This is a genomic window from Bifidobacterium felsineum (genome assembly GCF_002802915.1).
GTDB classification, from domain to species: Bacteria; Actinomycetota; Actinomycetes; order Actinomycetales; family Bifidobacteriaceae; genus Bifidobacterium; species Bifidobacterium felsineum.
Genome location: NZ_PEBJ01000001.1, coordinates 336,252 through 360,852, shown reverse-complemented (window position 1 = coordinate 360,852; position 24,601 = coordinate 336,252). Strand labels below are relative to the sequence as shown.

The 24,601-nt window shown below is 58.0% G+C and carries 18 protein-coding genes, 1 tRNA gene and 4 pseudogenes; 5 read left to right on the top strand and 18 right to left on the bottom strand.

What is annotated here, in order from left to right:
- Positions 1-58: 58 nt before the first annotated feature.
- The 5 genes and pseudogenes from CSQ86_RS10070 to CSQ86_RS01350 all read right to left on the bottom strand — a co-directional run.
- Positions 59-346 (bottom strand): annotated as a pseudogene (locus CSQ86_RS10070) (TrmH family RNA methyltransferase); the annotation flags it as partial.
- Positions 347-450: 104 nt separating this feature from the next.
- Positions 451-967: pseudogene (locus CSQ86_RS10065) on the bottom strand (RNA methyltransferase); the annotation flags it as partial.
- A 112-nt stretch (positions 968-1,079) separates the two neighbouring features.
- Positions 1,080-1,709: a type I phosphoribosyltransferase gene (locus CSQ86_RS01360; protein ID WP_165773693.1), complete on the bottom strand. Its 630-nt coding sequence runs from the start codon at positions 1,707-1,709 to the stop codon at positions 1,080-1,082.
- 130 nt (positions 1,710-1,839) lie between these two features.
- On the bottom strand, positions 1,840-3,285 hold the full coding sequence (locus CSQ86_RS01355) for a DNA recombination protein RmuC (RefSeq protein WP_100493347.1): 1,446 nt from the start codon (positions 3,283-3,285) through the stop codon (positions 1,840-1,842).
- 87 nt (positions 3,286-3,372) lie between these two features.
- Positions 3,373-3,654, bottom strand: a complete 282-nt coding sequence (locus CSQ86_RS01350) for a metal-sensitive transcriptional regulator (RefSeq protein WP_100493346.1) — start codon at positions 3,652-3,654, stop codon at positions 3,373-3,375.
- A gap of 111 nt (positions 3,655-3,765) precedes the next feature.
- Between CSQ86_RS01350 and CSQ86_RS01345 the strand changes: the two are divergent.
- Both CSQ86_RS01345 and CSQ86_RS10060 read left to right on the top strand, forming a co-directional pair.
- Positions 3,766-5,622: pseudogene (locus CSQ86_RS01345) on the top strand (HAD-IC family P-type ATPase); the annotation flags it as partial.
- A gap of 114 nt (positions 5,623-5,736) precedes the next feature.
- Positions 5,737-6,444: pseudogene (locus CSQ86_RS10060) on the top strand (YHS domain-containing protein); the annotation flags it as partial.
- An 86-nt stretch (positions 6,445-6,530) separates the two neighbouring features.
- On the opposite strand, the gene CSQ86_RS01340 reads toward CSQ86_RS10060, so the two are convergent.
- The 6 genes from CSQ86_RS01340 to rpsF all read right to left on the bottom strand — a co-directional run bounded on the left by CSQ86_RS01340 (position 6,531) and on the right by rpsF (position 10,003).
- Entirely contained in the window at positions 6,531-7,265 is a 735-nt protein-coding gene (locus tag CSQ86_RS01340; RefSeq protein WP_100493344.1) for an MIP/aquaporin family protein, read from the bottom strand.
- 218 nt (positions 7,266-7,483) lie between these two features.
- A tRNA-Lys gene (locus CSQ86_RS01335) sits at positions 7,484-7,557 on the bottom strand.
- Between the two features lie 553 nt (positions 7,558-8,110).
- On the bottom strand, positions 8,111-8,557 hold the full coding sequence (gene rplI / locus CSQ86_RS01330; protein WP_100493343.1) for a 50S ribosomal protein L9: 447 nt from the start codon (positions 8,555-8,557) through the stop codon (positions 8,111-8,113).
- Between the two features lie 18 nt (positions 8,558-8,575).
- Entirely contained in the window at positions 8,576-8,824 is a 249-nt protein-coding gene (gene rpsR, locus CSQ86_RS01325) for a 30S ribosomal protein S18 (protein WP_033890661.1), read from the bottom strand.
- A gap of 115 nt (positions 8,825-8,939) precedes the next feature.
- Positions 8,940-9,641 carry a single-stranded DNA-binding protein gene (gene ssb, locus CSQ86_RS01320; protein WP_100493342.1) on the bottom strand — a complete coding sequence of 234 codons (702 nt, stop codon included), beginning with the start codon at positions 9,639-9,641 and terminating at the stop codon, positions 8,940-8,942.
- 71 nt (positions 9,642-9,712) lie between these two features.
- Complete coding sequence (gene rpsF / locus CSQ86_RS01315; RefSeq protein ID WP_003828111.1) at positions 9,713-10,003, bottom strand: 30S ribosomal protein S6; 291 nt, start codon at positions 10,001-10,003, stop codon at positions 9,713-9,715.
- A gap of 236 nt (positions 10,004-10,239) precedes the next feature.
- Between rpsF and CSQ86_RS01310 the strand changes: the two genes are divergently transcribed.
- A complete protein-coding gene (locus tag CSQ86_RS01310; protein WP_100493341.1) occupies positions 10,240-11,253 on the top strand; it encodes a ribose-phosphate diphosphokinase in 1,014 nt (337 codons plus the stop codon).
- A gap of 269 nt (positions 11,254-11,522) precedes the next feature.
- Here CSQ86_RS01310 and CSQ86_RS01305 read toward each other — a convergent pair whose 3' ends face one another.
- The 3 genes from CSQ86_RS01305 to CSQ86_RS01295 all read right to left on the bottom strand — a co-directional run bounded on the left by CSQ86_RS01305 (position 11,523) and on the right by CSQ86_RS01295 (position 16,208).
- Positions 11,523-12,362 (bottom strand): YggS family pyridoxal phosphate-dependent enzyme, encoded by an 840-nt coding sequence (locus CSQ86_RS01305; RefSeq protein WP_100493340.1) that lies wholly within the window; start codon positions 12,360-12,362, stop codon positions 11,523-11,525.
- A gap of 213 nt (positions 12,363-12,575) precedes the next feature.
- On the bottom strand, positions 12,576-13,997 hold the full coding sequence (locus CSQ86_RS01300; RefSeq protein ID WP_100493339.1) for an MFS transporter: 1,422 nt from the start codon (positions 13,995-13,997) through the stop codon (positions 12,576-12,578).
- Positions 13,998-14,210: 213 nt separating this feature from the next.
- Positions 14,211-16,208, bottom strand: coding sequence for a glycoside hydrolase family 127 protein (locus CSQ86_RS01295; RefSeq protein WP_100493338.1), 1,998 nt, complete (start codon positions 16,206-16,208; stop codon positions 14,211-14,213).
- Positions 16,209-16,388: 180 nt separating this feature from the next.
- Here CSQ86_RS01295 and CSQ86_RS01290 point away from each other — a divergent pair, with 180 nt between their 5' ends.
- Entirely contained in the window at positions 16,389-17,441 is a 1,053-nt protein-coding gene (locus CSQ86_RS01290) for a LacI family DNA-binding transcriptional regulator (protein WP_100493337.1), read from the top strand.
- Positions 17,442-17,451: 10 nt separating this feature from the next.
- Here CSQ86_RS01290 and CSQ86_RS01285 read toward each other — a convergent pair whose 3' ends face one another.
- The 4 genes from CSQ86_RS01285 to CSQ86_RS01270 form a co-directional block, all read right to left on the bottom strand.
- Entirely contained in the window at positions 17,452-18,504 is a 1,053-nt protein-coding gene (locus tag CSQ86_RS01285; RefSeq protein ID WP_100493336.1) for a LacI family DNA-binding transcriptional regulator, read from the bottom strand.
- 145 nt (positions 18,505-18,649) lie between these two features.
- Complete coding sequence (locus tag CSQ86_RS01280) at positions 18,650-19,534, bottom strand: carbohydrate ABC transporter permease (protein WP_100493335.1); 885 nt, start codon at positions 19,532-19,534, stop codon at positions 18,650-18,652.
- A complete protein-coding gene (locus CSQ86_RS01275) occupies positions 19,531-20,451 on the bottom strand; it encodes a carbohydrate ABC transporter permease (RefSeq protein ID WP_100493334.1) in 921 nt (306 codons plus the stop codon). Before CSQ86_RS01275 ends, CSQ86_RS01280 begins: the two co-directional genes overlap by 4 nt.
- A gap of 115 nt (positions 20,452-20,566) precedes the next feature.
- A complete protein-coding gene (locus CSQ86_RS01270; RefSeq protein WP_240542215.1) occupies positions 20,567-21,916 on the bottom strand; it encodes an ABC transporter substrate-binding protein in 1,350 nt (449 codons plus the stop codon).
- Between the two features lie 421 nt (positions 21,917-22,337).
- On the opposite strand from CSQ86_RS01270, the gene CSQ86_RS01265 reads away from it, so the two are divergent.
- Positions 22,338-24,524, top strand: a complete 2,187-nt coding sequence (locus CSQ86_RS01265) for an alpha-galactosidase (protein ID WP_100493333.1) — start codon at positions 22,338-22,340, stop codon at positions 24,522-24,524.
- Positions 24,525-24,601 lie beyond the last annotated feature (77 nt).

Sequence of the window (24,601 nt, the reverse complement as noted above, 5' to 3'; positions counted from 1 at the left end):
GTTATTGCCATCGCAGTTGTTTGATTTTGATATTGGGTGCCGGCCTGACTAGTCGCGGTTAATCGTGGTTAATCGTGGCGTGTTGGGCAATCCAGGCATGCATGGCTACGGCCGCTGCGGCACCGGCGTTGATGGAGCGAACGGAACCGAACTGGGAAATATAGACGACGTCATCGGCAAGGTCGAGAGCTTTTTGGCTAAGACCCGGGCCTTCCGCGCCGAACAGCAGCAGGCAACGCTTGGGGAATCGGTAGGTTTCCATCGGCACTGCACCTGGGATGATGTCCAATGCGATGACTCGAGCGGCTTGTAGTTCCTTAACGTGATTATCCGCATCGGCGAGTTCCGTCATTGCGGTTTGCACGGGGGAAATACCGCCAATGCTGCCAGCACTGAAAGAGTCGGGGATGAACGGCTGCCCATCAGATGCTGCAGTATTCGAGCCATACTCGTGAATGTGGATTGCGGCTGCGGCGGCTCGGGCGCGCTCGGCGGCGATTTCGCCGGCAATGCGGTTGCGCCAGCATTCCACCAGCTCGGCGATGGATGGATGATGCTCCACATGCTGGTAGAGCTCGGTCATCAGAGCGCCTTTACGGTTCCATTTATGCGGCCCGACAATATGCACGCGCTTGGCTTGGAAGGCGTTGGCCGTGCGCACCATGGATCCGATATTGAAATCGTGCGTCCAGTTTTCCACTGCGACTTCGAAGTCATGGCGACCACGTACGTCCAAGTCGTCTTTGATGGCTTGCACCGACCAGTAACGGTAACGATCGAGTACATTACGCCGATCGCCAGCGTCCAGCAATTCAGTATCGAAACGCGCATCATAGTTCGGTGATGCTGAATCATCCGGTCGCGGTTCACCGGGATGGGTCTCTTCCCACGGCCCTACGCCGATTTCACGGAATTCCGGCTCGCCCGAGGCTTTGGCGGCTAAAGAAATCTGATTAGGTGCGTGCACAATTGCTCCTCTACGGGAATCAGCGTCGCACGAACAGCCCCTCTCCTGGGTCTTGCGGGCGACCATGCATAGTTGCCCTCACCTCACCTGGGCGAGAACATCGAATGCAACGTTAACGAAGTTCGGATTCGTCGAAGACTTGGACGAAGGGCAGTACCTGGCCATCTCCCGTTACCGGGTTGACTACGTTGATATTCTTCGCGCCGCCACCCACAAGAGAGGCGATGGCCACTACTTTGGCGCCCAGCTGCTCGACAATGCCGAAGTCAAGGCTGAGTTCATTACCATTGCGCAAGGTGACCAGCGAGCTGGTCTGCACATATGATTTTTCGGACAGCCACGCATCCAGCAGCACCACTCGGCGGCCTTCGATGGACGGCCCCTTGATGGAGGGATACACAAAGTCCATCACAAAGCCGTCCAAATCCTCGCCACGAGAGGCGGCCGCCTGAATCATCGCGGAAACCATCGGCACGGCGGCGGCGGTCAACGCGCCTACAGCGTCAAAATCATCGACCGAATAACCGGCATCCTCCAATGCATCGATCAGCACATGGCCCATAATCGGAGCGGCATGATGATCGAACGTCACCGAAGCGAGTTCGGAGAACGGGCGGCCCACCACATGCTCTTTGAGCAAAGAGGCCAGTTGTTCACGCGGTTCCATCATCGCAAAGTCGGCCGTGTTCTTTGCGCCGGTGAGGTCCGACGTACCCGTTGGGCGGAATCCAGATTCAGTCATGGTGTAAGCCTATCGCCTGAGGGGGTCAGCCAAGTCAACGCACCATGAAACGGGCTCGAATCAGTGCTCCTCATGCATATTCCCCCCGTAGAATAGTTGCCCTCATGCGACCAATCCCAGATCAACGAGCTCAAGCTCGCTGATTGGCCTCATGATCGGTCTCCGCATCCGATGGAATGACTTCAGGCGCAGAGAGTTCGCTGATATTGCCTTTATCGGATTCGATAAGCGGCACTTCCTCGATCACCTTGGTCGGCTCGATTTTCTGCAGCTTTCGCGCCGTGGGCAGCACGCGGCGTTCCAAACTTGCCGCGAACTTGTTATAGGCGCCAACCGTCTTGGAAATCTGGGTTCCCAGTTTGGTGGCGTAATCGCCCAATACCGCGAAACGGTCATACAGCTCGCGAGATAGGTCAAAGAGTTGCTTGGCATCGTCAGTCAACGATTGCTGCTGCCATGCATATGCCACCGATTTCAGCACCGCCCAGAGTGTGACCGGAGAGGTAAGTGCCACCTTGCGGGAGAACGCATCGTCCATCAATGTGGGGTCCGCCTCCAAAGCAGCCTGAAGCAACGCCTCGTTCGGAATGAACGCCACGACGAAATCAGGAGCAGTTGCGAACGCATTCCAATATGCTTTCTCCCCAAGAGCACGCACATGCTCACGCAATGCCTTAGCATGCGAGCGCAGCAGGTCATCACGACGTGTCAAATCCTCGGGACTTGCCGTCTCAGGAATCTCACATGCCCGCTGATAATCGGCATATGGCACCTTGGCGTCAATCGGAATGGTCTTGCCACCCGGCAAATGGACAATCATGTCCGGGCGCAGCACCCGACCGTCCGCGCCGTTGACCACCACCTGTGTATCGAAGTCCACATGCTCCAGCAGTCCTGCCGATTCGACGATGTTCTTCAGCTGTGCCTCGCCCCATGCGCCACGCACTTTGTTATTACGTAGCGCAGCGGAAAGCGAACTGGTTTCCTTGTCCAATCGAGCCTGTTGGTCATTCAGTCCCTTGAGCTGAGCCCCCAAGGCGCCCATCTCCTGCTTACGGCCTTCTTCAATCTGGGTGACCTTGTTCTGCAATGCGTCAAGATTCTTGGCCACTGGAGCCAAAGCCTCCAACACCTTGCTCTGCTCCTTCAGACGCGCTTCCTGCTCTTGGCGCTTGGCTTCGGCGGCTTTCGCCTCCGCCAGCCGCTTCTCCTCGGCAGCCTTGGCCTCAGCCTTGCGGCGCTCCTCGGCTTCAGCCGCCGCGCGCTCACGCTCACGCTGGATACGAATCTGTTCAGCCTGTTGCGCCTGGGTCAACTGCGATTTAACGAACGCCAGCTGCTGATTGAGACCATCCACTTGCGCCTGGGCGGCCGCGTGAGACGCGTTGAGCTCGGCAATGTCACCCCGAGCATTCTGCAACAGCGCCCGAGCCTCTTCCAGCTCCTGGGAGCGAGCACCACGAGCCATTTCCTGACCCTGATGACGCCCCAGCAGTAAACCGGCAAGAAGACCGAGCCCTGCACCAATCACTAATACGGCAATCACGAGGATTGCGCTTCCCGTTTGTTCAAGCATGGTCCCAGTATCGCATCACTTTTCCAGGAGGGAATAATTTTTCCCTCCCAATTTTTATGGTGCATGGTGGAAGAGCCACTTGTGGTCTTAAGACTTGACCAACCTCGCGATAGCCGCCGAAGCCTCTTTGAGTTTCTCGTCAGCTACCGCCCCACCCTCGACCGACGCCTGACGAATGCAGTGACCAAGATGATCATCCAACAACAGCAATGCAACGGACTTCAACGCCGAATTCGAAGCGGAAATCTGCGTGAGGATATCAATGCAGTATTTGTCTTCCTCCACCATCTGCTCGATGGCGCGAACCTGTCCTTCAACACGACGAAGGCGGGCCACGATCTTTGCTTTATCACCGCTGTAGCCATGCATAGCTGCGCACCCCTTACTTTTCCAAGAGCTGAACATCATCGATTATATACCCTATAGGGGTATTGGGTATACACTGTGGACTGAGTAGAATAACGAGAGGAAGGAGTGGGCATGGGGTTCAACATATTCTTATTCGTAGTGGCCTTGCTAATCGCCGCCGCTGCCACATGGGCAATTCTGCGATTCTTCTTCGCACCACAGCAAGGAACTGCCGGCACCATCAGCAATGGCCAGCAACAAGCGACCATTACCGTCAAGGGAGGCTACTCCCCTGCCGTAGTGAATATGAAAGCCGGAGTACCCATCACCTTGACTTTTGACCGTCAGGAGACAGGTGAATGCACCTCCCATGTGGTCTTCGGCGATTTGGGCCTTGACGCCATGCTCCCCGGCAACACTAGTACGGACGTGAAATTACCTGCGCTGCCCGCCGGCGAACACCCGTTCGCCTGCGGCATGAACATGGTGCATGGGCTGCTGCGCGTGGAGGGTGACTCCGCTGCCCCCATCCCCCAAGCCGGCGTCTTGCAGCAGACATCCAGCGAGCCGGTAGACGCGGCACAGGCCGAGCAAAGTGAGGCCCAGGAACGCCGCAATGAAATCAAAGCGCTTACCAAACTGGTCATCGTCGGCGCGGTACTTACTATCCCAGTGTTTCTCACCACGATGCTGCATATGGCCGATTCATCGCTCGTACCGCACTGGATGGTCAATCCCTGGCTTCAAGCCATATTGATCACGCCGGTGATGTTCTACTGCGGACATCCCATTCATAACGTCGGCTTTCCCGCACTGGCGCACCGCTCACCGGACATGAACTCACTGGTCTCCTTGGGCACCGGCGCCGCATACCTGTACAGCCTGATCATCTGTATCGCGCCGTGGGTGTTCCCGGAAGGCTCCCGCGAACCATATTTCGAATCCGTAGGCGTAGTCATCACACTGGTGCTTGTTGGCCGACTGCTGGAGAACAAGGCTCGCGAAGGCACCGGCAAAGCCGTTCAGTCATTAATCAAGCTACGACCACGCACCGCACACAAACTTCGCGAAACAGTTGTAAGCGCAAATAGTATCGCGACATTCTCCGCGGATGGCGAAGTCTCCAAAGCACAGTGGCTCAATCCCGCAAACTGCATCGATATTGACGCCGATGCAATCGCAACCGGAGACCTGCTCGTTGTGCGCAATGGCGAGCGCATACCCACCGATGGCGTTATCGTCGCCGGCGAGGTCACGGTGGATGAATCGATGATTACCGGTGAATCCAAGCCGGTAATCAAAACCAAGGATGCATTGCTCACCGGCGCAACCGTCGTACTGAAGGGTGATTGCGTCATGCGCGCCACCCAAGTCGGTGCGAATACTGTGCTTTCGCAGATTACGACGATGGTTGCGCGCGCACAGGCCACCAAGGCGCCGGTGCAGCAATTGGCCGATCGCATCGCTCGGTATTTCGTACCGGCGGTGATGATTATCGCCGTATGGACGTTTGCGATTTGGGTGTCAGTCGGCCCGAGCCCTCAATTGGCCCATGCATTGGTGACCGCGGTCAGCGTGCTGATTATCGCCTGCCCGTGCGCATTGGGGCTTGCCACGCCACTTTCGGTAACGGTGGCGCTTGGTCTTGGTGCCACAAACGGTGTTCTGGTCACGTCCGCAAAGGCTTTGGAACAGGCGAGGCGCATCGGCACCGTGGTGTTCGACAAGACCGGCACCATCACCCGCGGCGTAGTGGACGACACTGCCGACTGGAACAAACCCAGCTATGAGAAGGACACCATCAAAGATGGTTCGGTTAAGGCGATTGCGGCATTGCGCGCACGCGGCATCCGCACGGTGATGCTGTCCGGCGATAAGGCCGAAGTCGCCGGTCGCATCGCGCGAGAGGTCGGCATCGACACCGTAATCTGCGAGGTCAAGCCGGATGGCAAGGCCCATTGGATTGAGCACTTGCAGCGCGAACGTGATGCTCAGCAGGTCGGCGAACAGTCTAATCTCGGCAATTCGACAGGCAAAGCCAATCAGCACCACACTGGTGATAATCAGCACAGCAGCGTCACGCTGACGAAAAAGCCTGAATCCAACCTCATCGCGATGGTGGGAGACGGCATCAATGATGCGCCTGCACTAGCTCAGGCCGATCTCGGCATCGCCATTGGCACTGGAACGGATGTGGCTATGCAGTCCGCTGATGTAACGTTGATGAGCGGCGATTTGCGCGGCGTGCTCAAGACCATCAATCTTTCCGAAGTCACTATGCGCAACATTCGAGAGAATCTGGGCTGGGCATTTGGATACAACATCATCGGCATCCCCGTTGCAGCCGGTGTGCTGTTCCCGTTCACCGGCTGGCTATTAAGCCCGATGATCGCCGGACTCGCCATGGCATTAAGCTCCGTCTGCCTCGTGCTGAACGCCAATCGTCTGCACACGGCGAATATCAACAGTGGCATCGGCACCGCTATGGCGAACCAGTCCACTACTCCCAACGCGAACAACTCGGTACCGGAGACCCATGAACCCACTATCATCGTCGATGATCGCACCGAGCTCACACATTTGTCCGGTCAATCACACAACACCAAGGAGAATCCTATGGATATGAACATGCACATGCATCACAACGCCCCTGTGGATGGCGAAACCGCAACCGATCCGGTATGCGGCATGACCGTCAGCGTGAACGCGGACGCCATCACGCGTGAGTTCGAAGGCAAGACCTACTACTTCTGCGGCGAGCATTGCGCCAACAACTTCGCCAAGGCACCACAGATCTTCCTGGAGAAGTAGCCCCAAGGCCGAACAGCAGTCTCATACAACAATGACCTCCATCATTACGATGGAGGTCATTGCATATCTACCGGGAAGCCGGGGAATCAGGCGGCAAAGAAGACCACAAACATCCAAGCGCCGATGATGGCACCAACAATCGGGGCCACAACCGGAATCCAAGCCTCGTTCCAGCGAGAGGTGCCCTTGGATGGAATCGGCAGGATGGCGTGCAGAATACGCGGCATAAGGTCGCGAGCCGGATTCAGGCCAGGGCCGGTCGGGCCACCCATGGAGGTGACCAAACCCCACACAATGAAGCCGACGACGATTGCGGCAGCGGCCGGATCCTTCTCACCCCACGGGTCCATCAGGCAGCACAGTGCGCCGAAGACGAGCACGAGGGTGCCGAACATCTCGTTGATGAAGTAGTTGAGCTTCTTGTTATCCGCATCGGTGGTGCAGAAGGTGGCGAGGATGGCGTCTGCATCCTCGGTCTCCTTGTAGTGCGGATAGTAGGTCAGGTAGACGATGAACTGGCCCAGAGCGGCACCGAGCAGCTGTGCGATGATATACGGCAGTACTTCATTCCACGGGAACATGCCGGTAACGGCCTGTGCGATGGTCATGGCCGGGTTGATGTGAGCACCGGAGACGGCACCGAACATCAACACCGGGAACATCACACCAAAGCCATAGCCCATGGCGATGTTCAGCCAGCCGGCATGATGGCCCTTGGTGTTCTTGAGTTCGACGTTGGCCACGGAGCCGTTGCCGAAAATCATCAGAATGGCGGTACCGAAGAATTCGGCAGCCAGCTTGGTAAAGAGGGAGTATTCCACTGCTTCTTCTTTTCTCGTTCTAGTGAATAATGTGACCCGCAGCGGCCGAATGGCCAAGTCACGCAAACGGGATAAGTGTACGCCGAGGGCTGAACGTGGGGACACTCATCAAACATACGCTCAGGCTCATTTAGTGTGCGTTTGGTGAGGTGTTTGCGGAGAGGAGGGTGAAGGATGGAAAAACAAAAAACCGGAACCTTTCGGCTCCGGTCTATCTGTGCCCCCGCAGGGATTCGAACCCTGGACACGCTGATTAAGAGTCAGCTGCTCTAACCAACTGAGCTACAGGGGCGTTGGTTAGTTGTTGAAGTGTTCCTTGCAACGAGTGATAAATATACTCAGAATCAAAACGAACGCAAGCTACGGCGTGTCGCCCGGAATTTCAACGTTTTGAAATTTGTGATTTTGCGGCGAAACACTGACTCTGTGCACACGTCGTACCTGCCGATATTAGAGCTTCACAAAATACACACATATTAGCCGCTTTCAATATCTCAGCTCTCTCAGCATGGATGTGCGTTGATTCTTATAAGTCTCTCCCTCAGTCAGCTTCGCTGACAGCTCGTCCCGCAATTACAGACAGGCTTCGCCTGCGATCCGTTAACTCGCTGACGCTCGTCCTCGCCTACAAACAGTCCATCAGGCTGTTTGCCCTGCAGCTCAGCCCGTCAGAAGAAGCCACTAAAAAAGAGAACCGGCAAATCTTCCCTAGCTCGCCCCATCAAACGGAGCCGGGGAAGAAACAAAACGAAAGCCCCGCGCTGTGCGAACACACAAACGCGGGGCTTTCAATGCTTAAGCTCAGACTTCCAGTCTGAAAGATTCCAGCATTACGCCGGAATGGTTCACTCGGCCACGACCTTCACGAAGAAGGAAGCGGTGATCTCCGGGTGGAGGGCCACCTTGGCGGGGAAGTCGCCGGTGGTCTTGATGGACTCGACCTCGATGGACTTCGGATCAACCGGAGCCTTGTCGGACAGAGCGATGGCGATGGCTTCCTTGGAGATGCCACCGAACAGCTTGCCGGACTCGGAAACCTTGGCGGCGATCTCGACGGTGGTGCCCTCGATAGCAGCCTTGGCAGCCACGGCGTCTTCACGGGTGGCGACGGCCTTGGCCAGACGAGCGCGCTTCATAGCGGTAATCTGAGCCTCAGCGCCCTTGGTCCAAGCGAAAGCCAGGCCCTGCGGGAACAGGTAGTTGCGAGCGTAGCCAGCCTTGACGTTGACAACGTCGCCCGGGTGACCCAGGTGAGCCACGGTCTTGGTGAGAATGATCTTGGTTTCAGCCATTGTTCAAGCCTTCCTAACTCAGCGACCGGAAGTGGCGTACGGCAGCAGAGCCATCTCGCGGGCGTTCTTGATAGCCTTAGAGATCTCGCGCTGTTCCTGAACGGTCACACCGGTGATACGGCGGGAACGGATCTTACCGCGGTCGGAGATGAACTTACGCAGCAGCGCAACGTCCTTGTAATCGATCTCGGTGATCTTGGCAGCCTTCAGCGGGTTCGGCTTCTTCTTGAACGGCTTGACCGGCGGCTGCGGCCTCTTACGTGACATGATGTTCTCCTTTAAAAAATTAATTTGATTGCTTGCTGTTCAGCTATGTGCAGTGCAGTACCGAGCAGTACCGAATCACGCAGTACTACTGACTTATGCGGCAGCGAATACGACGCTAGAATTCCGGATCGTTGTCGTCTCCACCGAATTCGGAAGAGCCACCGAACGTGAACCCGGAATCAGTGGATCCTGCGGAGCTACCGGAGCTCCATGGATCGACTGCAGGCGCGGCAGGGGCAGACGGGGCAGCGGGCTGCTGAGAGTATCCAGCACCACCCTGATAACCACCGTTGTAGCCACCCTGGTTCTGACCACCGGAGTAACCGGACTGGCCGCCATTGTAGCCACCATTGCCGGCACCTTGACCGGCCTGGTTGCCATAGCCCTGCCCGGGCTGGCCACCTTGGAAGCCACCGGAACGACCCTGGAAGCCGCCCTGGCTGGTCTGACGCGTCACCTGAGCGGTGGCGCGGGACAGTGCCGGGCCGATTTCATCAACGCGCAGTTCGACGACCGTGCGCTGGCTGCCATCCTGGGCCTGGTAGGAACGCTGGGTCAGTCGACCCTGAGCGATCACACGCATACCCTTGGACAGGCTGCTGGCAATATTGGAGGCCAGCGACGAAGCGCGGCCATCCCATGCCGAGCAGTTCATAAACAACGTGTCGCCGTCTTCCCACTGGTTCGTGTTGCGGTTGTACTGACGAGTGGATGCAGCGATGGTGAAATTCACCACCGTCGATCCGCTGCCAATAGTGCGCAGCTCGGGATCGCGGGTAAGGTTGCCGACCACGGTGATAATGGTTTCGCCTGCCATGCCATGCCTTCTTACTTGCGTATTACTTGCAATTGCACATCAGCTGTTGTAGCTGACTAAACGCTTTGAATTCAGCCCTTACGAAGGATCTTCGTACGGATCACGGATTCGTTGAGGTTCAGCACACGATCGAGCTCATCGCTAGTAGCGGGCTCAGCAGTGTACTTCACAACGACGTAGTTGCCTTCGGTCTTACCGGCAATCTCATAGGCGAGCTTGCGACGGCCCCAGTAATCGGGCTCATCGAAAGAACCGCCCTCCTTGGTGACGAGCTCCAGATACTGCTCGGTCAGCTTCTTCAGACCGCGCTCATCCAGCTCAGGATCGGCGATGAACATCAGTTCGTACTTATGCGCAGACATCACCCACCTCCTTCGGACTATTCGGCCACGGACGTTCCGTGGCAGGAGTGTGTATACGCTGTGCCCGGAAGCCATGCAGACACACTGCTTCCATTTGGGCAACTTGTACATCCTATGGCTAAGGCCAGACAGCAAACGCCGCAACACAATCATCACATTCAGCCCAATAAGGCTTAGGGGTGCTTGTACACTATGGTGAGGCTGAAATACACAACAACACAAAAGGATGCGAAAGCATGTCGGCAATTCTTGAAGGCACTCCGGATAAACGACTCGTTCTGGTCACGGGCCGCGCCTACCCCGAGCTGGCTGAGAAGGTGGCCGAATGTTTGGGCACCGAAATTCTCGAGACCACTGCCTACGACTTCGCCAACGGTGAGATGTACGTGCGCTTCGCCGAACCGGTGCGCGGCGCGGACGTATTCGTGCTGCAGTGCCACTCGGGAGACATCAACAAGTGGATCATGGAACAGCTCATCATGATCGACGCCCTGAAGCGTGCCTCCGCCAAGTCCATCACCGTGGTCGCCCCGTTCCTGGGCTACTCCCGTCAGGACAAGAAGCATCGCGGCCGCGAGCCCATCACCGCCCGCCTGATCTTCGATCTGTTCCGCGCCGCCGGTGCCGACCGCATCATGACCGTTGACCTGCACGCCGCTCAGGAGCAGGGCTTCTTCGACGGCCCGGTCGATCACCTGACCGCCATGCCGGTGTTGCTTGACTACGTGCGTTCCGCCGTGGACCTGAGCAATGCGACTATCGTCTCCCCGGATGCCGGCCGCATCAAGGTCTCCGAGCAGTGGGCCGCCAAGCTCGGCAATCTGCCGCTGGCCTTCATTCATAAGCAGCGTGACATCACTCGCCCGAACCACGCCGAAGCCCACGGCATCATCGGCGATGTGAACGGCCGCGATTGCGTGGTGGTGGACGATATGGTCGATACCGCCGGCACGATTTGCGAAGCCGTGCGCACACTGAACGAATCCGGCGCCAAGTCGGTGACGCTGGTGGCCACCCACGGCCTGCTTTCCGGCCCGGCCGTGGAGCGTCTGAAGAACTGCGGCGCACATGAAATCGTGTTCATGGATACCGTGCCGGTCCCGGAGGAGAAGCGTCTGCCGAACATGACCGTGCTCTCCGTGGCGCCGTTGCTCGCCGCTGGCATTCGTTCGGTGTTCGAGGAAGGTTCCGTGGCAACGCTGCTTGAGGGCCTGCCGGAGGATATGCGTCCGCGCAACATCTACGCGTGATTCTTCCTTCTTTTTCTTTATTAAATGTGAGAGCCGCCAAGTACAATGCTTGGCGGCTCTCACATTATTCCGACTTACTGTTGCCTTAGTCTCCCCAATTCCAGTGTCCATAATTCCGGTTATTAGCTTTATGTTCCTGAATTCCGGACACTGACATTCGGTAACCGTCCATAATTCAGGTAGTTACGGCTATTTACCCGATTTTCGGACACTGAGGCAGCTTCCGGGACAATACAGCAACTTGTTAGGCGGTGAACAAGGACCACAAATCAGATGAAAGCGCGTTCGCCAAAGATGGCGGTACCGACGCGCACGATGGTGGAACCTTCTTCGATGGCATAGGCCAAGTCATGGGTCATACCCATCGACAGTTCCGTGCAGCCCGCTGTGCCTTCGGCTCCGGAGGCGAGAATCTGGTCGCGCGTGCGGCGCAAATGCGCGAACCCCGCACGAATCGTACGTTCGTCGTCCACATGGGCTCCGATGGTCATCAGGCCTTGTAATTCCAAGCCGCCCATAGCGCCAATGCGCTGGGCAAGATCGATGGCATGGCTTGGCGCGCAACCGGATTTGGATTCCTCACCGGATTCATTGACCTCCAACAGCACGCCTACAGTGATACCGCGCATCGTGGCACGACGGGCGATTTTCTCCGCCAGTTCGATGGAATCGACTGATTCGATGGTGTCGACCACCGGCAACACTTTGCCGATTTTATTGGATTGCAATTGACCGATGAGATGGAACGGAATGTGCGTCGCAGCCGCAGCAGCACCAGCCACAGCACCGTCCGCAGTCGCATCAACAACACCCAGCGAAAATCCGCGCTCCCCCAGTCGCTTCGCCAATCCAGCCGACTTCACGGCGACTTCCTGCGGACGATTCTCACCGATCATCCGAATACCGGCATCGATAGCCGCCAGAATCTCTCCCACATCGCGGGTCTTCGTCGCAGCCAAAAGCCTCACCGAGCCCGCCTCGCGTCCGGCGGCAGTCTCGGCCGTCGCAATCCTATCGAGCACGCGATGCACACCGTCAGCGATTTCCTGCGCACGAGCTGAATCAATAACTTCGTTCGCAAGGTCTTTGTGATCCATATAAGCCGTCATATTCAACACCCCTTATGCCACACTCGCCCTACCGAGACGCAATACTGGCGCAATTACTCCTTATATATACAATATGCGCCCGGCAGCCGAAGCGACCGGGCGCATATTGCGATTGGAAAGGAAGGATTACCTTGTGAATATCACTCGATAATCATGTCAGTTGACCGATGTCGACCGCAATCGACTGGAGCCAGCTGAGAGTCACGCGAATGATCACGCGTTCTCAGCTTCGGCCTTGAGCTGAGCCTCATGACGGGCGGCCAGCTCGGCCTTGATCTGCGGCTCCATCTTCTCGAACTTGCGGTAGAAGGACATGATGACAGCCACGATGATGTAGACGATCACAGGCAGCCAGATGAAGCAGAAGCTGATGGCGTCCTGAGCGGCCTGGGACTGCACGTCCTTGGTGGCGTCGTAGCCGGCGGCACCCATGATCTCGAGCGGCAGGAAGGCGCCAAAGCCGGAGCCGACCTGGATGCAGAAGGCGGAGCCGACTGCGGTCAGGAAGCCTGCGGCGTGGATGCCGGTCTTCCATTCGCCGTAGTCAACGGTGTCGGCCAGCATGCCGAACGGCATACCGATGGCGATAGCGGCACCGAACACACCGATGGTCCAGAAGGTGACCAGCAGCGGCACATTGTGGCCGGCGAGCGGCATCAGAGCCTGGCCGAGACCGCCGATGACGAGACCGATAATCATGGTCAGGGTCTTGTTCTTGGTCTTGTTAGCGATGATCGGCATAGCGATGGTGCCGAGCAGGCCGAGCACCTGAACACCGTTGAAGATGGAGACGAGGTCGCGGTTGTTGAGCACGTACTGGGCGTAGTAGGTGGACACGCCGTTACGGGTGGACTGAGCAACCCAGTAGATCACGAAGGCGACGACCAGGATAATCCAAGGCCAGTTGCCCTTGGCAGCCTTGAGGGAGTCCTTCAGCGGAATCGGCTTGTTGAGTTCCGGGTGGTAGTTGCGCTCGGTGAGGTTCTTGAAGGAGAAGAGCAGCAGAATGATAGCCACGATGCCCCAGATGGCGGTGACGATCATGAAGCCGGTCTTATCGCCGCCACCGAACTGGACGCCGAACCAACCAACCAGCGGGATGGTGAAGGAAGAGGTGATGAAGGAACCGATCTGGCCGCCAGCCATACGGAAGGAGTTGGCGTTGTTGCGCTCGGTCGGGTCGGAGGTGAGGTTCGGCAGGATTGCGGTGATCGGGGTCTGGATGCCGGTGTACACAGCGCCAGCGGCCAGGATGTAGGTGATCAGAGCGTACCAGAACTTCGGAGCGCCATCAGGCAGGCTCGGAGCGGTGAAGGCAATCCAGACGGTGATGGCGAACGGCACGCACAGCCAGAGGAACCACGGACGGCTCTGGCCCCACTTGGTGTTGGTGTGGTCCACGATGGAGCCCCACACCACAGCGGAGATGGCGTCAGCGAAACGAGCCACGAGCAGGATGGTGCCTGCGCCCAGTGCACCAGCGGCCGGGATGTGGAACACGTTGGTGTAGAAGTACATGATGTACGACGAAATGGTCACATACAGCAGGTTGCCTGCCATATCGGTGAAGGAGTAAGCAATCTTCTCCTTGACCGAGAGCTTCACTGCGGAAGCGTCCTGAGTTGCTGCACTCATTGTTTTCCTTCTTCTTTGATGTGTTGCGATTAGTACAACAGTTGTGATGCTGGCTGCCCTGTATAGGAGGTCCCGGGGCAGCCGATGGTTGCAATCCGGCAGATAGTCAGGCGGAATGATATTGGCGTACCTCTGCGCTGTATCTGCTGTGATTGGCTAGGGTTGACTCGGCGCAACCGCCGAGTCAAGTGTTGGTGGTGGATGATCCGAGGCTTAGAAGTCGGAGTCGAACCAGACCTGCATCTGGCCGACCTCGCGGTTGGCCCATGCGTAGTACGGGATGAGCTTGAGGTCGTAGGACTTCTCGCCGACCGGATGCTCCTCGACGTCCGCGAACAGCGGGAACGACTCGTCGTCGTGCGTGCGCTTGGTGGCCGGGATCGTGATGACCTCCACGCCGTCGAGCTCGCCGAAGTGGTACTCGGCCTTCGCGCGGGACGCGTCGTGGCTGCCGATGTGGTAGTTCCACAGCGGAGCGGAGTTATCAGCCTCCTCGGCGCAGAACACGATCGGACCGCGCATCACGGCGATCTTGCCGATATCGTGGCGAACCAGTGTCTTGGAACGCATGAACTTCACAGCCATGTCAAGATCCAGGGTGATCTGGGTCTCGCCCGGGGTCAGCTCGATGGTCACAAAGCCGTCAACAACCGGCAGACGACGCGCGTCCTCGCCATTGACCTTCAGCTCATGCTGGGTGGCGGACCAGGACGGGATACGCACCAGGAACTTCACCGGTTCGACGCCCTCCGGCACGTCCACGGTGAACTCGATGTGGCCGTCCCACGGGAAGTTGGACTTCTGGGAGACCTTCACACCGTCGAAGAATTCGGCGTCGTTCGCGATGAACTGGTGGGCGACGATCTCGCGCTTGTCCTCGTGCACGGTGTACAGGTAGCGGTCCACGGAGGCGATCAGACGGGCGATGTTGGCCGGGCAGCAGGCGCAGCCGAACCACTCGGCACGGTGCATGAGCACGTGGTAGCGGTCGGGGTTGTGCTCGGTGGCCTGGGGATCGGCCTCGAGGGCGTTCACGTAGTAGAAGTGCTTGCCGTCCAGTGCGATGCCGGCGATGGAACCGTTGAACAGCTCCTTCTCGAGCACGTCGGCGTATTCGCCCTTGGTCTCGATCTCGAGCATCTGCTTGGCAAGGAAGCTCATGGCCACGGAGGCGCAGGTCTCGCCGTACATCGTGTCGTTCGGCAGATCGTAGTCGTAGGTGAAGGCCTCGCCCACGTGGGTGGAGCCAACGCCACCGGTGATGTACATGCGCTTGGTCACGATGTTGTGCCACAGACGCTTGGCGGTCTCCTCGAGCTCCTTGTCGCCGGTCAGGCGAGCGACATGGGCGACGCCGGTGAGCATGTAGCCCACGCGCACGGCATGGCCTTCTGCGGTCTGCTGCTGGCGGATCGGACGGGCGGTCTGGGTGTACTCATGCGTCCAGCCGCGCATCTGCGGGAAGATGTCGGTGGAGCCATCGCCGATCTTCTCGTTCTGCTTGTCGTAGAAGCTCGGGTCCTTGCCGCGCACGTCGATGAAGAACTTGGCGAGCTTCAGGTACTTCTCCTCCTTGGTGACCTCGTAGAGGCGGGCCAAGGCCAGCTCGATCTCCGGATGGCCATCGGCGCCCGGGATCTTGCCGTCCTCTTCACCGAAGTTGGCGTCCAGGCAGGCGGCCATCTTCTCAGCGACCTCAAGGGCTTGCTGGTTGCCGGTGACCTCGAAGTAGGCCACGGCGGCCTCGATGTAGTGGCCCATCACGTACATTTCGTGGGACTGCTGAATCTGAGTGAAGCGCTCACGGTTCTCGAAGGCACCGGACTTGATGATATACGGGGTGTCCAGGTAGCCGTCGTCCTGCTGGGCGCGGGCGATCAGGTCCACGACCTTGTCGCACAGCTGCTGCAGCTGCTCATCCGGCTCGTAGGCCAGGGAGTAGGCGGCCTCTTCCAGCCACTTGTACACATCGGAATCCTGGAATACGAAGCCCTTGAACTCGCCTTCCTCATCGCCGGCTGCGATGCGCAGGTTGCGCACGGCGCGGCTGTAGTGGTAGTCGATATCCTGCTTGGCGCCGGAGGGGTCGCGCGGAATGTCGATCTTCTGCTCGTCGTTGATGACCGCCCACTGGTAAGGAATCACTTCCTTGGCGACGTTTTCACGGTACCGCTTCCAGAACGGTGAAGTAACCGTGACATGCTGGCTCATGGTTCGTCCTTTCTACATTGGAGGTGCTGCTGATTACTACAATTTTTTTCACGTGAAAACAGGCTGCTCTGCCGACCGATTTTCACGTTCTGACCACTTGCATTGTTGATGGTATGCAATCGCATGTAATCAAAAATCCAGGTCTTGCAAATGCGAAAATTTTCGCATAAAGTGAGCGCCATGAGCCGCAAACCAACCCTTGCCGATGTGGCATCGCTCGCCAATGTCTCCGTGGCCACCGCCTCTAAAGCACTGAACAACACCGACCGCGTATCCGCAGCCACCCAGCGCGAAGTGATGGCCGCCGCCGAACAACTGGGGTATCACAAAGCCTCCGCAGCACACAACCGACACAAACGATCCGGGCTTATCGGGCTGATTACCTCCGATTACAACGGGCGTTTTGCGCTTCCTCTGTTGACCGGCGCGGAAAATACGCTCGGTGCTTCGAATCATGCGGCATTGTTGATGAGTTCACATGGCCGCCCGGCTTTGGAGAAAAGCCACATCGACCGATTGGCCGCACACGGCGTGGATGGATTGATCGTGGTGGGCAATACCACGAATTCGCGCCCGCCGCTCGATCCACGCACCACGATGGGCTTGCCGGTTATTTATGCATACGACCCTTCGCGAGATCCCAATGACTGCAGCATCATCTGCGACAATATCGGCGCCGGCGCGCAGGCAATCGAGTATTTGCTGAGTATAGGCCGACGCTATATTGCCGTGATTGCCGGCCCTGAAGATTTTCAAGCGGCAAAAGATCGCGTATTGGGCGCACAACGCACGTTCATTCTGTACGATTTTCGCCCGGTTGCCGTGTTGTTCGACGCATGGAGCGAGGAATGGGGCGAACGCGCGGCCAAACTGCTGGTGGAGCAGCACCCTCACTTAGATGCGATTTACTGCCTGAGCGATGAGATCGCACGTGGCGCCGCGCGCGGACTTGCCTCCATCGGCAAGCGCGTTCCGCAGGATGTGGCCATTATCGGGCACGACAATTGGTTTGTTTTCGCCTCGAACGCGCACCCTACACTGACCACATTCGACAACAACATCACGATGCTGGGCAAAACTGCGGCCAAGTTCATTCTCGATGCATTGACCGGCAGACCTCATCATGGCCTCACCACCATCGAATGCCCGATGATCGTGCGCGAATCCACTGAGGCCAGGCGCCACACCGCTTTGGAAAGCACCGGGCGGGTCTACGAGCGCAACATACAGTGATTGTCGCCGCTCAGACCGACGGTGGGGCACCGGCCGAGGCACGAACCACCAGCTCGCCCTGCAGCTCGACGAACCGCGGCGCCAATATCTCGCCCTGTTCCTGCGCCTCGATACGGGACAGCAACAGCTGCACGGCACGACGACCCGCAGCGGGGAAATCCTGGCGGTACGTGGTCACAGGCGGCGTCCACACGCACGACAGCGGATGATCATCGAAACCGATGACGCTGATATCGTCCGGAACGCTTTTACCTTCATCCTCAAGACCACGAATCAAGCCCATCGCAATCTCGTCGTTGCCGGCGAAAATCGCGGTAAGACCATAGACATGTGCCATCTGGCGGCCGATTTTGCGTGCGTCGGCAGGTAGCCACGAACAATGCCACATATCAGGAATCGGCTTGTCGTTGGCGCGTAGCACGGCCTCCCAGCCAGCGGTTCGGCTGTATCCGCCGCCACCGCCAGGAATCGTGACATGGGCGACGTTTGTATGACCCAGGCCCAGCAAATACTCGGTGATTTCACGTCCGGATTGGTTCTCACGCAGGTCGACCTGATCCAGATTGGGTTCGCGATCGCCGGCGATGACCACTTTGGTGACTGTGTCCGGGATATAGGTCAGCGCCTTGGCGGCCAGTTCGTCATACTTCATCACAATGACGCCACCCGGGTTCTGATCCATGACCATGGAAATGGATGCGCGCAACCCGTCAGTGGAATCATTATCCAATTTGGAGATGCTCACCGGATAATTGTTCGAACGGGCCTCGTCTTCGATGCCCTGAATCGTCATCGCCGAGCCGTACAGCGTAGTGTCGCTCGTGAGCACGGCAATGGATTTCATCGTCGAATTGACCAGTCCACGGGCCACACGACTCGGATGATAATCAAGCAATTTGATGGCATGAGCAATACGATCCCGACTTTCCTCGCTGATGCGGGGAGAATCGTTCAAGTATCTGGACACCGTTGACACTGATACCTTGGCAAGCGCGGCTACATCCTTGATTACCGGCGCCCGCTTCTCTTTGGGCCTTGGCATATGCACCTGTCTGTCTTCCATCAACAGCCATTATATAGAACAGTGAGCGATGGAGCGTGTGAGTAAGGAACGCCCCGGCTCCCCCGATTGGAAGGAGAAAAACCTGTCAGGGGATTCGGGGCGTTCCGGGAAGGAGGAGGGAATTGAACGTTGGTTATTGGGCTGTTTACTTAACGGCTCCGCCAGTGATACCGCTGATGATCTTGCGCTGGCCGATGACGAAGACAATCAGGAGCGGGAGAGTCATCAGGATGATGTAGGCGAAGATGAGATGCCAGTTGTTGAGGTACAGGCCTGCGCTTGCCACATTGTAGAGGTTGAGCGGCAGGGTACTCATCTTGCCGGAGAGGATGAACAGCGAGTAGAAGATGTCGTTCCAGATGTACAGCACCACCAGAATCGTGGAGGATGCAAGCGTCGGAGCGAGCAGCGGGAAGATGATCGTGAAGAAGATCCTCATCGGGCTGGCACCATCGATGCGGGCCGCCTCTTCCAGAGACGGCGGAATCGTGCGGATGAAGCCGGTGATGAAGAAGATTACCACGGACAGATAGATGCCGATGTACACGCAGTTCATGCCAAATGCAGTGCCGGACAGTCCGATCATCTTGAGGAGCATCATGATGGTCACCACGGAAGGCGGCAGGATGACGCCGGAGATGAACAGCGCGTAAAGCATGCCCACGCCCTTGGATGTGCGGCGGCCGAAGATCCATGCGGCCATCGAGCCGAAGAGCAGGCAGATGAACACTGAAGGCACCGTGACGAGCAGCGATCCGAAGAAGGCCTGGAAGACCTTGCCCTGTACGATGACTTCCTTGAAGTTATCGATGAGATGCCATTGGCTCGGCAGCGCCATGCTCGGCACCACGGCCTCGGCCTGGGTCTTGCCGGCAGTGACAATCAGAATCCAGAACGGGATGGCCAGGAACACCAGCATCAGCAGGATGACGATCACCGCATGGACGATGCCATGGACTTTCGAGGACTTCCTGACGACGGTGAGGTTGTTGGTTTTGACACCGGATTCGCTATAGGATGCGCTACTCATAGGATCTTCTCCTCACGCTTACGCAGGTAAGTGACAAGCGGGATGGCGATGATCATCACCATCACGAAGAGCACAAGGCTCATGGTGGTCGACTGGGAGTACAGGCCCTTGCCGAACGTACGCCAAATGAACAGGTTCAGGATTTCAGTGGATCCGCCAGGGCCGCCGTTGGTGGTGGCCTGAACGATATCGAAGGAGTTCATCGAGCCGAGCAGTGCGGTTGCCACGTTGAAGGTCATAGCCGGTGCGATCAGCGGGAACTTGACCTGCCAGAAGGTCTGCCATGCGTTGGCGCCGTCGATGGAGGCTGCCTCAAGCACTTCGGAATCGATGGTTTTCAGACCGGCGAGGTAGGTGAGCATTGCGAAGCCCATCCACTTCCAGCCGTGAATGATCGTGACGATCACGATGGTCCAAGTCGTGGAGCCGAGCCACTGGATGTCAACGGTATGGCCGGCGAAGAAGCCGAGGATCTGGTTCAGCACGCCGTCGGTCTTCAGAATGGCCTGCCAAATGTAGCCGGCGCCGAGGGCGGACATGATCACGGGGATGAAGAACATCGTGCGGGCGAAGCGGTTCAGAGCCGTATCCTTCTCGAGGAGCACGGCGAGCGCCAGGCCGAAAGTGTTTTGGAAGAATGCTACAAGCACTGCATAGATCAGGGTGACCTTGATGTCCGACATCAAGGTGCCGCTTTCGAACAGCTGCTTCAGATTGTCTAGACCGTTGAAGTCGATGGTCTTCTTGAATGCGGACCAATCGGTGAAGGCGTAGATGAAGTTCATGACCGTGGGCAGGAAGAAGAAGACCAGCAGCATAACGCCCGCGGGAACGATGTAGCGCAACGGATAGTTCTTGCGCTCCAATGTCCGTGTACCCTTGACTGGTTTGACGGACGAAGAGACGTGACTCGTCATTTTTTTCGTTTCCTTACAATTAGTGGCTGGGCGGCCGGGGCCCGAGATGCTGAGCGCTATCTCGGGCGTTGCCCGGCCGGATGCCTTAACCGGAATCGATGGGTAATCTACCCGATCAGAATCCCTTGACGCCCTGCGCCTTGGCGATCTGGGCGAACTGGTCCTGAGTGGTCTTGGCGACCTGCTCCGGGGTCATGGTGCCGTTGACCATGTTGGCGAGGTTCAGGTAGAGATCCGGGTTAGCCACTGCCTGGGACTGCATGGAGCCCACGGCGTTCTTCAGAGCGGCGAATGCGTCGAGCTGGGCCTGCGGAACGGTGTCAGGAGTCTTGACATCCTTCATGATGGAAACGTAGTTCTGATCCTTGATGAAGGTCTCGTACTCGGAGCCGAGCCAGAACTCCATGAACTGACGGGTCGCGGCCTCACGCTTGGAATCGCCGGTCTTGAAAGCGACGATGCAGTTGCCCTGCTGCGGGATGGAGGTGGCGATGTTGCCTTCCTTGGAGATCGGGAAGAAGCCGATAGTGTCGTCGAGCTTGGTCTTGTCGTTGTCGGCCAGGGCAGCGATGGCGCTGAACATCGAGTTGGTCTGGATGATCATGCCGGCCTTGCCGTCAAGCAGAGCCTGAGCCTGGTCGGTGTCCTTGGCGGAGCCTGCATCCTTGTTGTACAGACCGTCATCGATCATCTGCTTGTATTCCTTGATGGCACCGAGGATGTCCTTGCCCTCGAAGCTGTCCTTGTTGGCGTTGACGTTGTCCCACAGACCGTCCTTGGCGGCCTCGGCGAGCTGCACGTTCACAGCCCACTGGGTGCCCCACTGGGAGCCGGCCATCTCGAAGAACGGGGACTCGGCGGCGCCGGAGCTCTTGATCTTGTTGGCTGCCTCGAGCAGGCCATCCCAGCCCTTCGGGGTGTCGGTGATGCCGGCCTTCTCGAAGACCTGCTTGTTGTACCAGACGCCTTCGGTGTCAGGGGCGGAGACCAGAGCGCCGTAGTAGGTGCCTTGATACTTGCCGCCGGCGTCGGCGATGCCGTCAGCGTAGTTCTTGAGCCACGGAGCGTTGTCCAGCTTCTGCAGCTTGTCCTGAGCCACGAAGCCGGCCAGGGTGGACGGCACGGCCTGCCAGAACATGATGTCCGGGGCGTCGCCGGTGGTGATCTTGGTCTGCACGTTGGATTCGTAGTTATCCGGGATGGTCTGCAGATCGATCTTGGCGCCGGTCTTGGATTCGAAGTCCTTGATGACCTTCACAGGAATCTTATTGGAGTTCTGGGCTGCCCAGAACGTCAGCTTCACGCCGTCAAGCTTGGTGTCCTCGGCCGGCCAGTAGTCGGCGGAGGAGGTATCGGTGTTGTCGTCGCTGCCAGCTGCCGCAGGGTTGCCGCAGCCAGCGAACATCATGCCCAAAGCCGCAATGCCAGCAACGGCGGCGGTCGCTTTCTTCCAGTTCCTCATCATTGAGCCTTTCCTTGAGGATTCTTCATTCCACCCTCCAGCGGGATGAATTCTCGGCGTTCACGCGCTACCATGCCCCTCACTGCGGCACCGCAGCTTCTTGAATCCCGATAGCCCCAATCATATGTGGTATCGATTCCACGTCAACCATACACGGCGTGTCGAGGCAAAAATGTCATGCCGTAACATAAGTGAACAAAACTTACCAAATGGCTTATTTTCAACGCTTTTAGCCCATCATCGCCACGGATTGTGAGCCTTAACACTTTTTGCGCTGATTTTGTGGTACCGATTCCACGATGTATGCTGTTTGGTATCGATTCCTTGCGAAAGCGCAGCGAGAACCATCGTGAGAACACCACGAGAGAACAACGCATGAGCGCCGCGAGAAATACCGTGGAACACCAATACGACGAGGTATGTCATGCATACGAAAATCATCACCATCAGTCAGCCTGCATCATGCGATGACGCCGGCGGGCGAGCACCACAATCAACAATCACGCTTGCTGTCGGCCTGAACGACAACCGACTCCCACACATCGTCGCCATCACCAACAGCACAGATCGCAACAGCGCTGACTGCAGCAGCGCCGATAAAGCAGACCTCCAATTCCCGCAGACCCTTGATGCAGGGTTGTCCATCAGCGAATTCCCCACCTTGTTCCCCACCCAGGCCGAGGGCTGGACCGGTACGCCGGCAATCCAAGTCAACCGAGGCGGCGTGGAACTGTTCCCCGCACTGAAGGTCACCTCGCAATCGAAGACCAGCGATTCGTTCACCTTCGAGGCCACCGATCACGCCGCTGGGCTCTCGCTCACAGCCACCATCGTGATTGGAGACGAAGGCCTGATTCGGGTCGATACCGCGCTGACCAACACCGGCGCCACCCCGTTGACCGTAGCCCGGCTGACCCCGGTCGTACCGCTTCCCCCGCAAATCAGCGAAATCCAGACCTGCACCGGGCATCACCTTCGCGAGCGCGCGCTGCAACGCCAGCCGCTTACGGAAGGTCTGTTCGCCAAGGACGCGCATATGGGTCGCCCCGACTTCAATTCAGCCACTCTGCTGGCAGCCGGCACCACCGGGTTCGGATTCGAGCACGGACTGGTATTCGGCGCGCATGTGGCATTCAGCGGCAACAGTACGGTGTTCGCCGAGCGCACGCCTTATACCCACGGGGTCATAGGCGGCGGCGAGCTGCCATACGCCGGCGAAATCACGCTGCAGCAAGGCGAAACCTATCGTGCGCCACGACTGCTGGTCTCCGTGGGCGATGGACTCAACGCGGTCGCCGCCCGATTCCACGCTTACCTACGATCCTTCCATCCGGAGCTTGTCTCCAGGCCGCGCCCGGTGACACTCAACACCTGGGAGGCCATGTATTTCGACCAGAGCGAGGCCAAGGTCATTGCGTTGGCTGATCACGCGTCCTCCATCGGTGTCGAACGTTTCGTCATCGACGACGGTTGGTTCAACGGACGCCGTGATGACACCAAGGGCCTCGGCGACTGGCAGGTGGATCGCAGCATCTGGCCGGATGGACTGCACGCCGTGGCGGATCACGTGCATGGTCTTGGCATGGAATTCGGCCTCTGGTTCGAACCGGAGATGATCAGCCCTGATTCCGATACGGCACGCGCACATCCCGACTGGATTCTGGCACCGAACGCCGAACGGATGCCCGTCGAGGCGCGCAGCCAGCAGGTCATCGACCTGACCAATCCTGAAGCGGCACAATATGTGGAGGATTGCATCGATCAGCTGGTCGGCGAATATCATATCGACTACATCAAATGGGATCACAATCGGTTCCTCACCGAACCGATATCCCGCGCATCCGCATTGCCGGCCGTCCATCGGCAGACGCAGGCGTTCTACGACATCGTTGACCGTCTGCGCGCACGGCATCCATGGCTGGAGATCGAATCCTGCTCGTCGGGCGGAGGACGTATCGACGCGGGCGTGCTCACCCGCTGCAGCCGCGTATGGGCGTCCGATTGCACCGACCCGATTGAACGCGCGGATATTCAGCGCGGCACCTCGCTGATCGTGCCACCGGAGATGATTGGCGAGCATATCTCCGAATCGCCGAACCATGCCACAAGGCGCACAACCACGCTGACCACGCGTGCGGCGATGACGTTCTTCGGCCATCTGGGCATCGAATGGAACATCATGAAGCTTGGCGATGCCGAACTCGCCATGATCAAACGGTGGGTGGAGCTGTACAAGGAGCGTCGCGCGCGTATTCCACAGGGCGATCTGGTTCACGAGGACAGTACGGATCCGGCGGTGCGCGTCGATGGTCTGCTGGCTCCGAATCGCTCGTATGCGGTGTATCGGTTCGCCGCGGTCGCTTCGTCACGTGAATACCCGTATGGCCTGGTTCGCCTCCCCGGCCTTGACGAAGCGGCGACATACCATGTGCGGCCGCTGGGCGGCACCGAACTCTATCAAAGTGAGATGAGCCCGAACTGCAGGACTCGCTTGGATTGGTGGAGCGATGAAGGCATCACGGCAGCGGGAGCGCTTCTGACGCAATGGGGCATCCGTCTGCCCCAGCTCGCCCCTGAACATTGCCTCTTGCTTGAAGTGGAGCGGATATAACGATAAGCGGCTTCCCCTCTTTGAGGGGAAGCCAGATAACGTGAAGGCGGTCATACATCGTATGACCGCCTTCAATG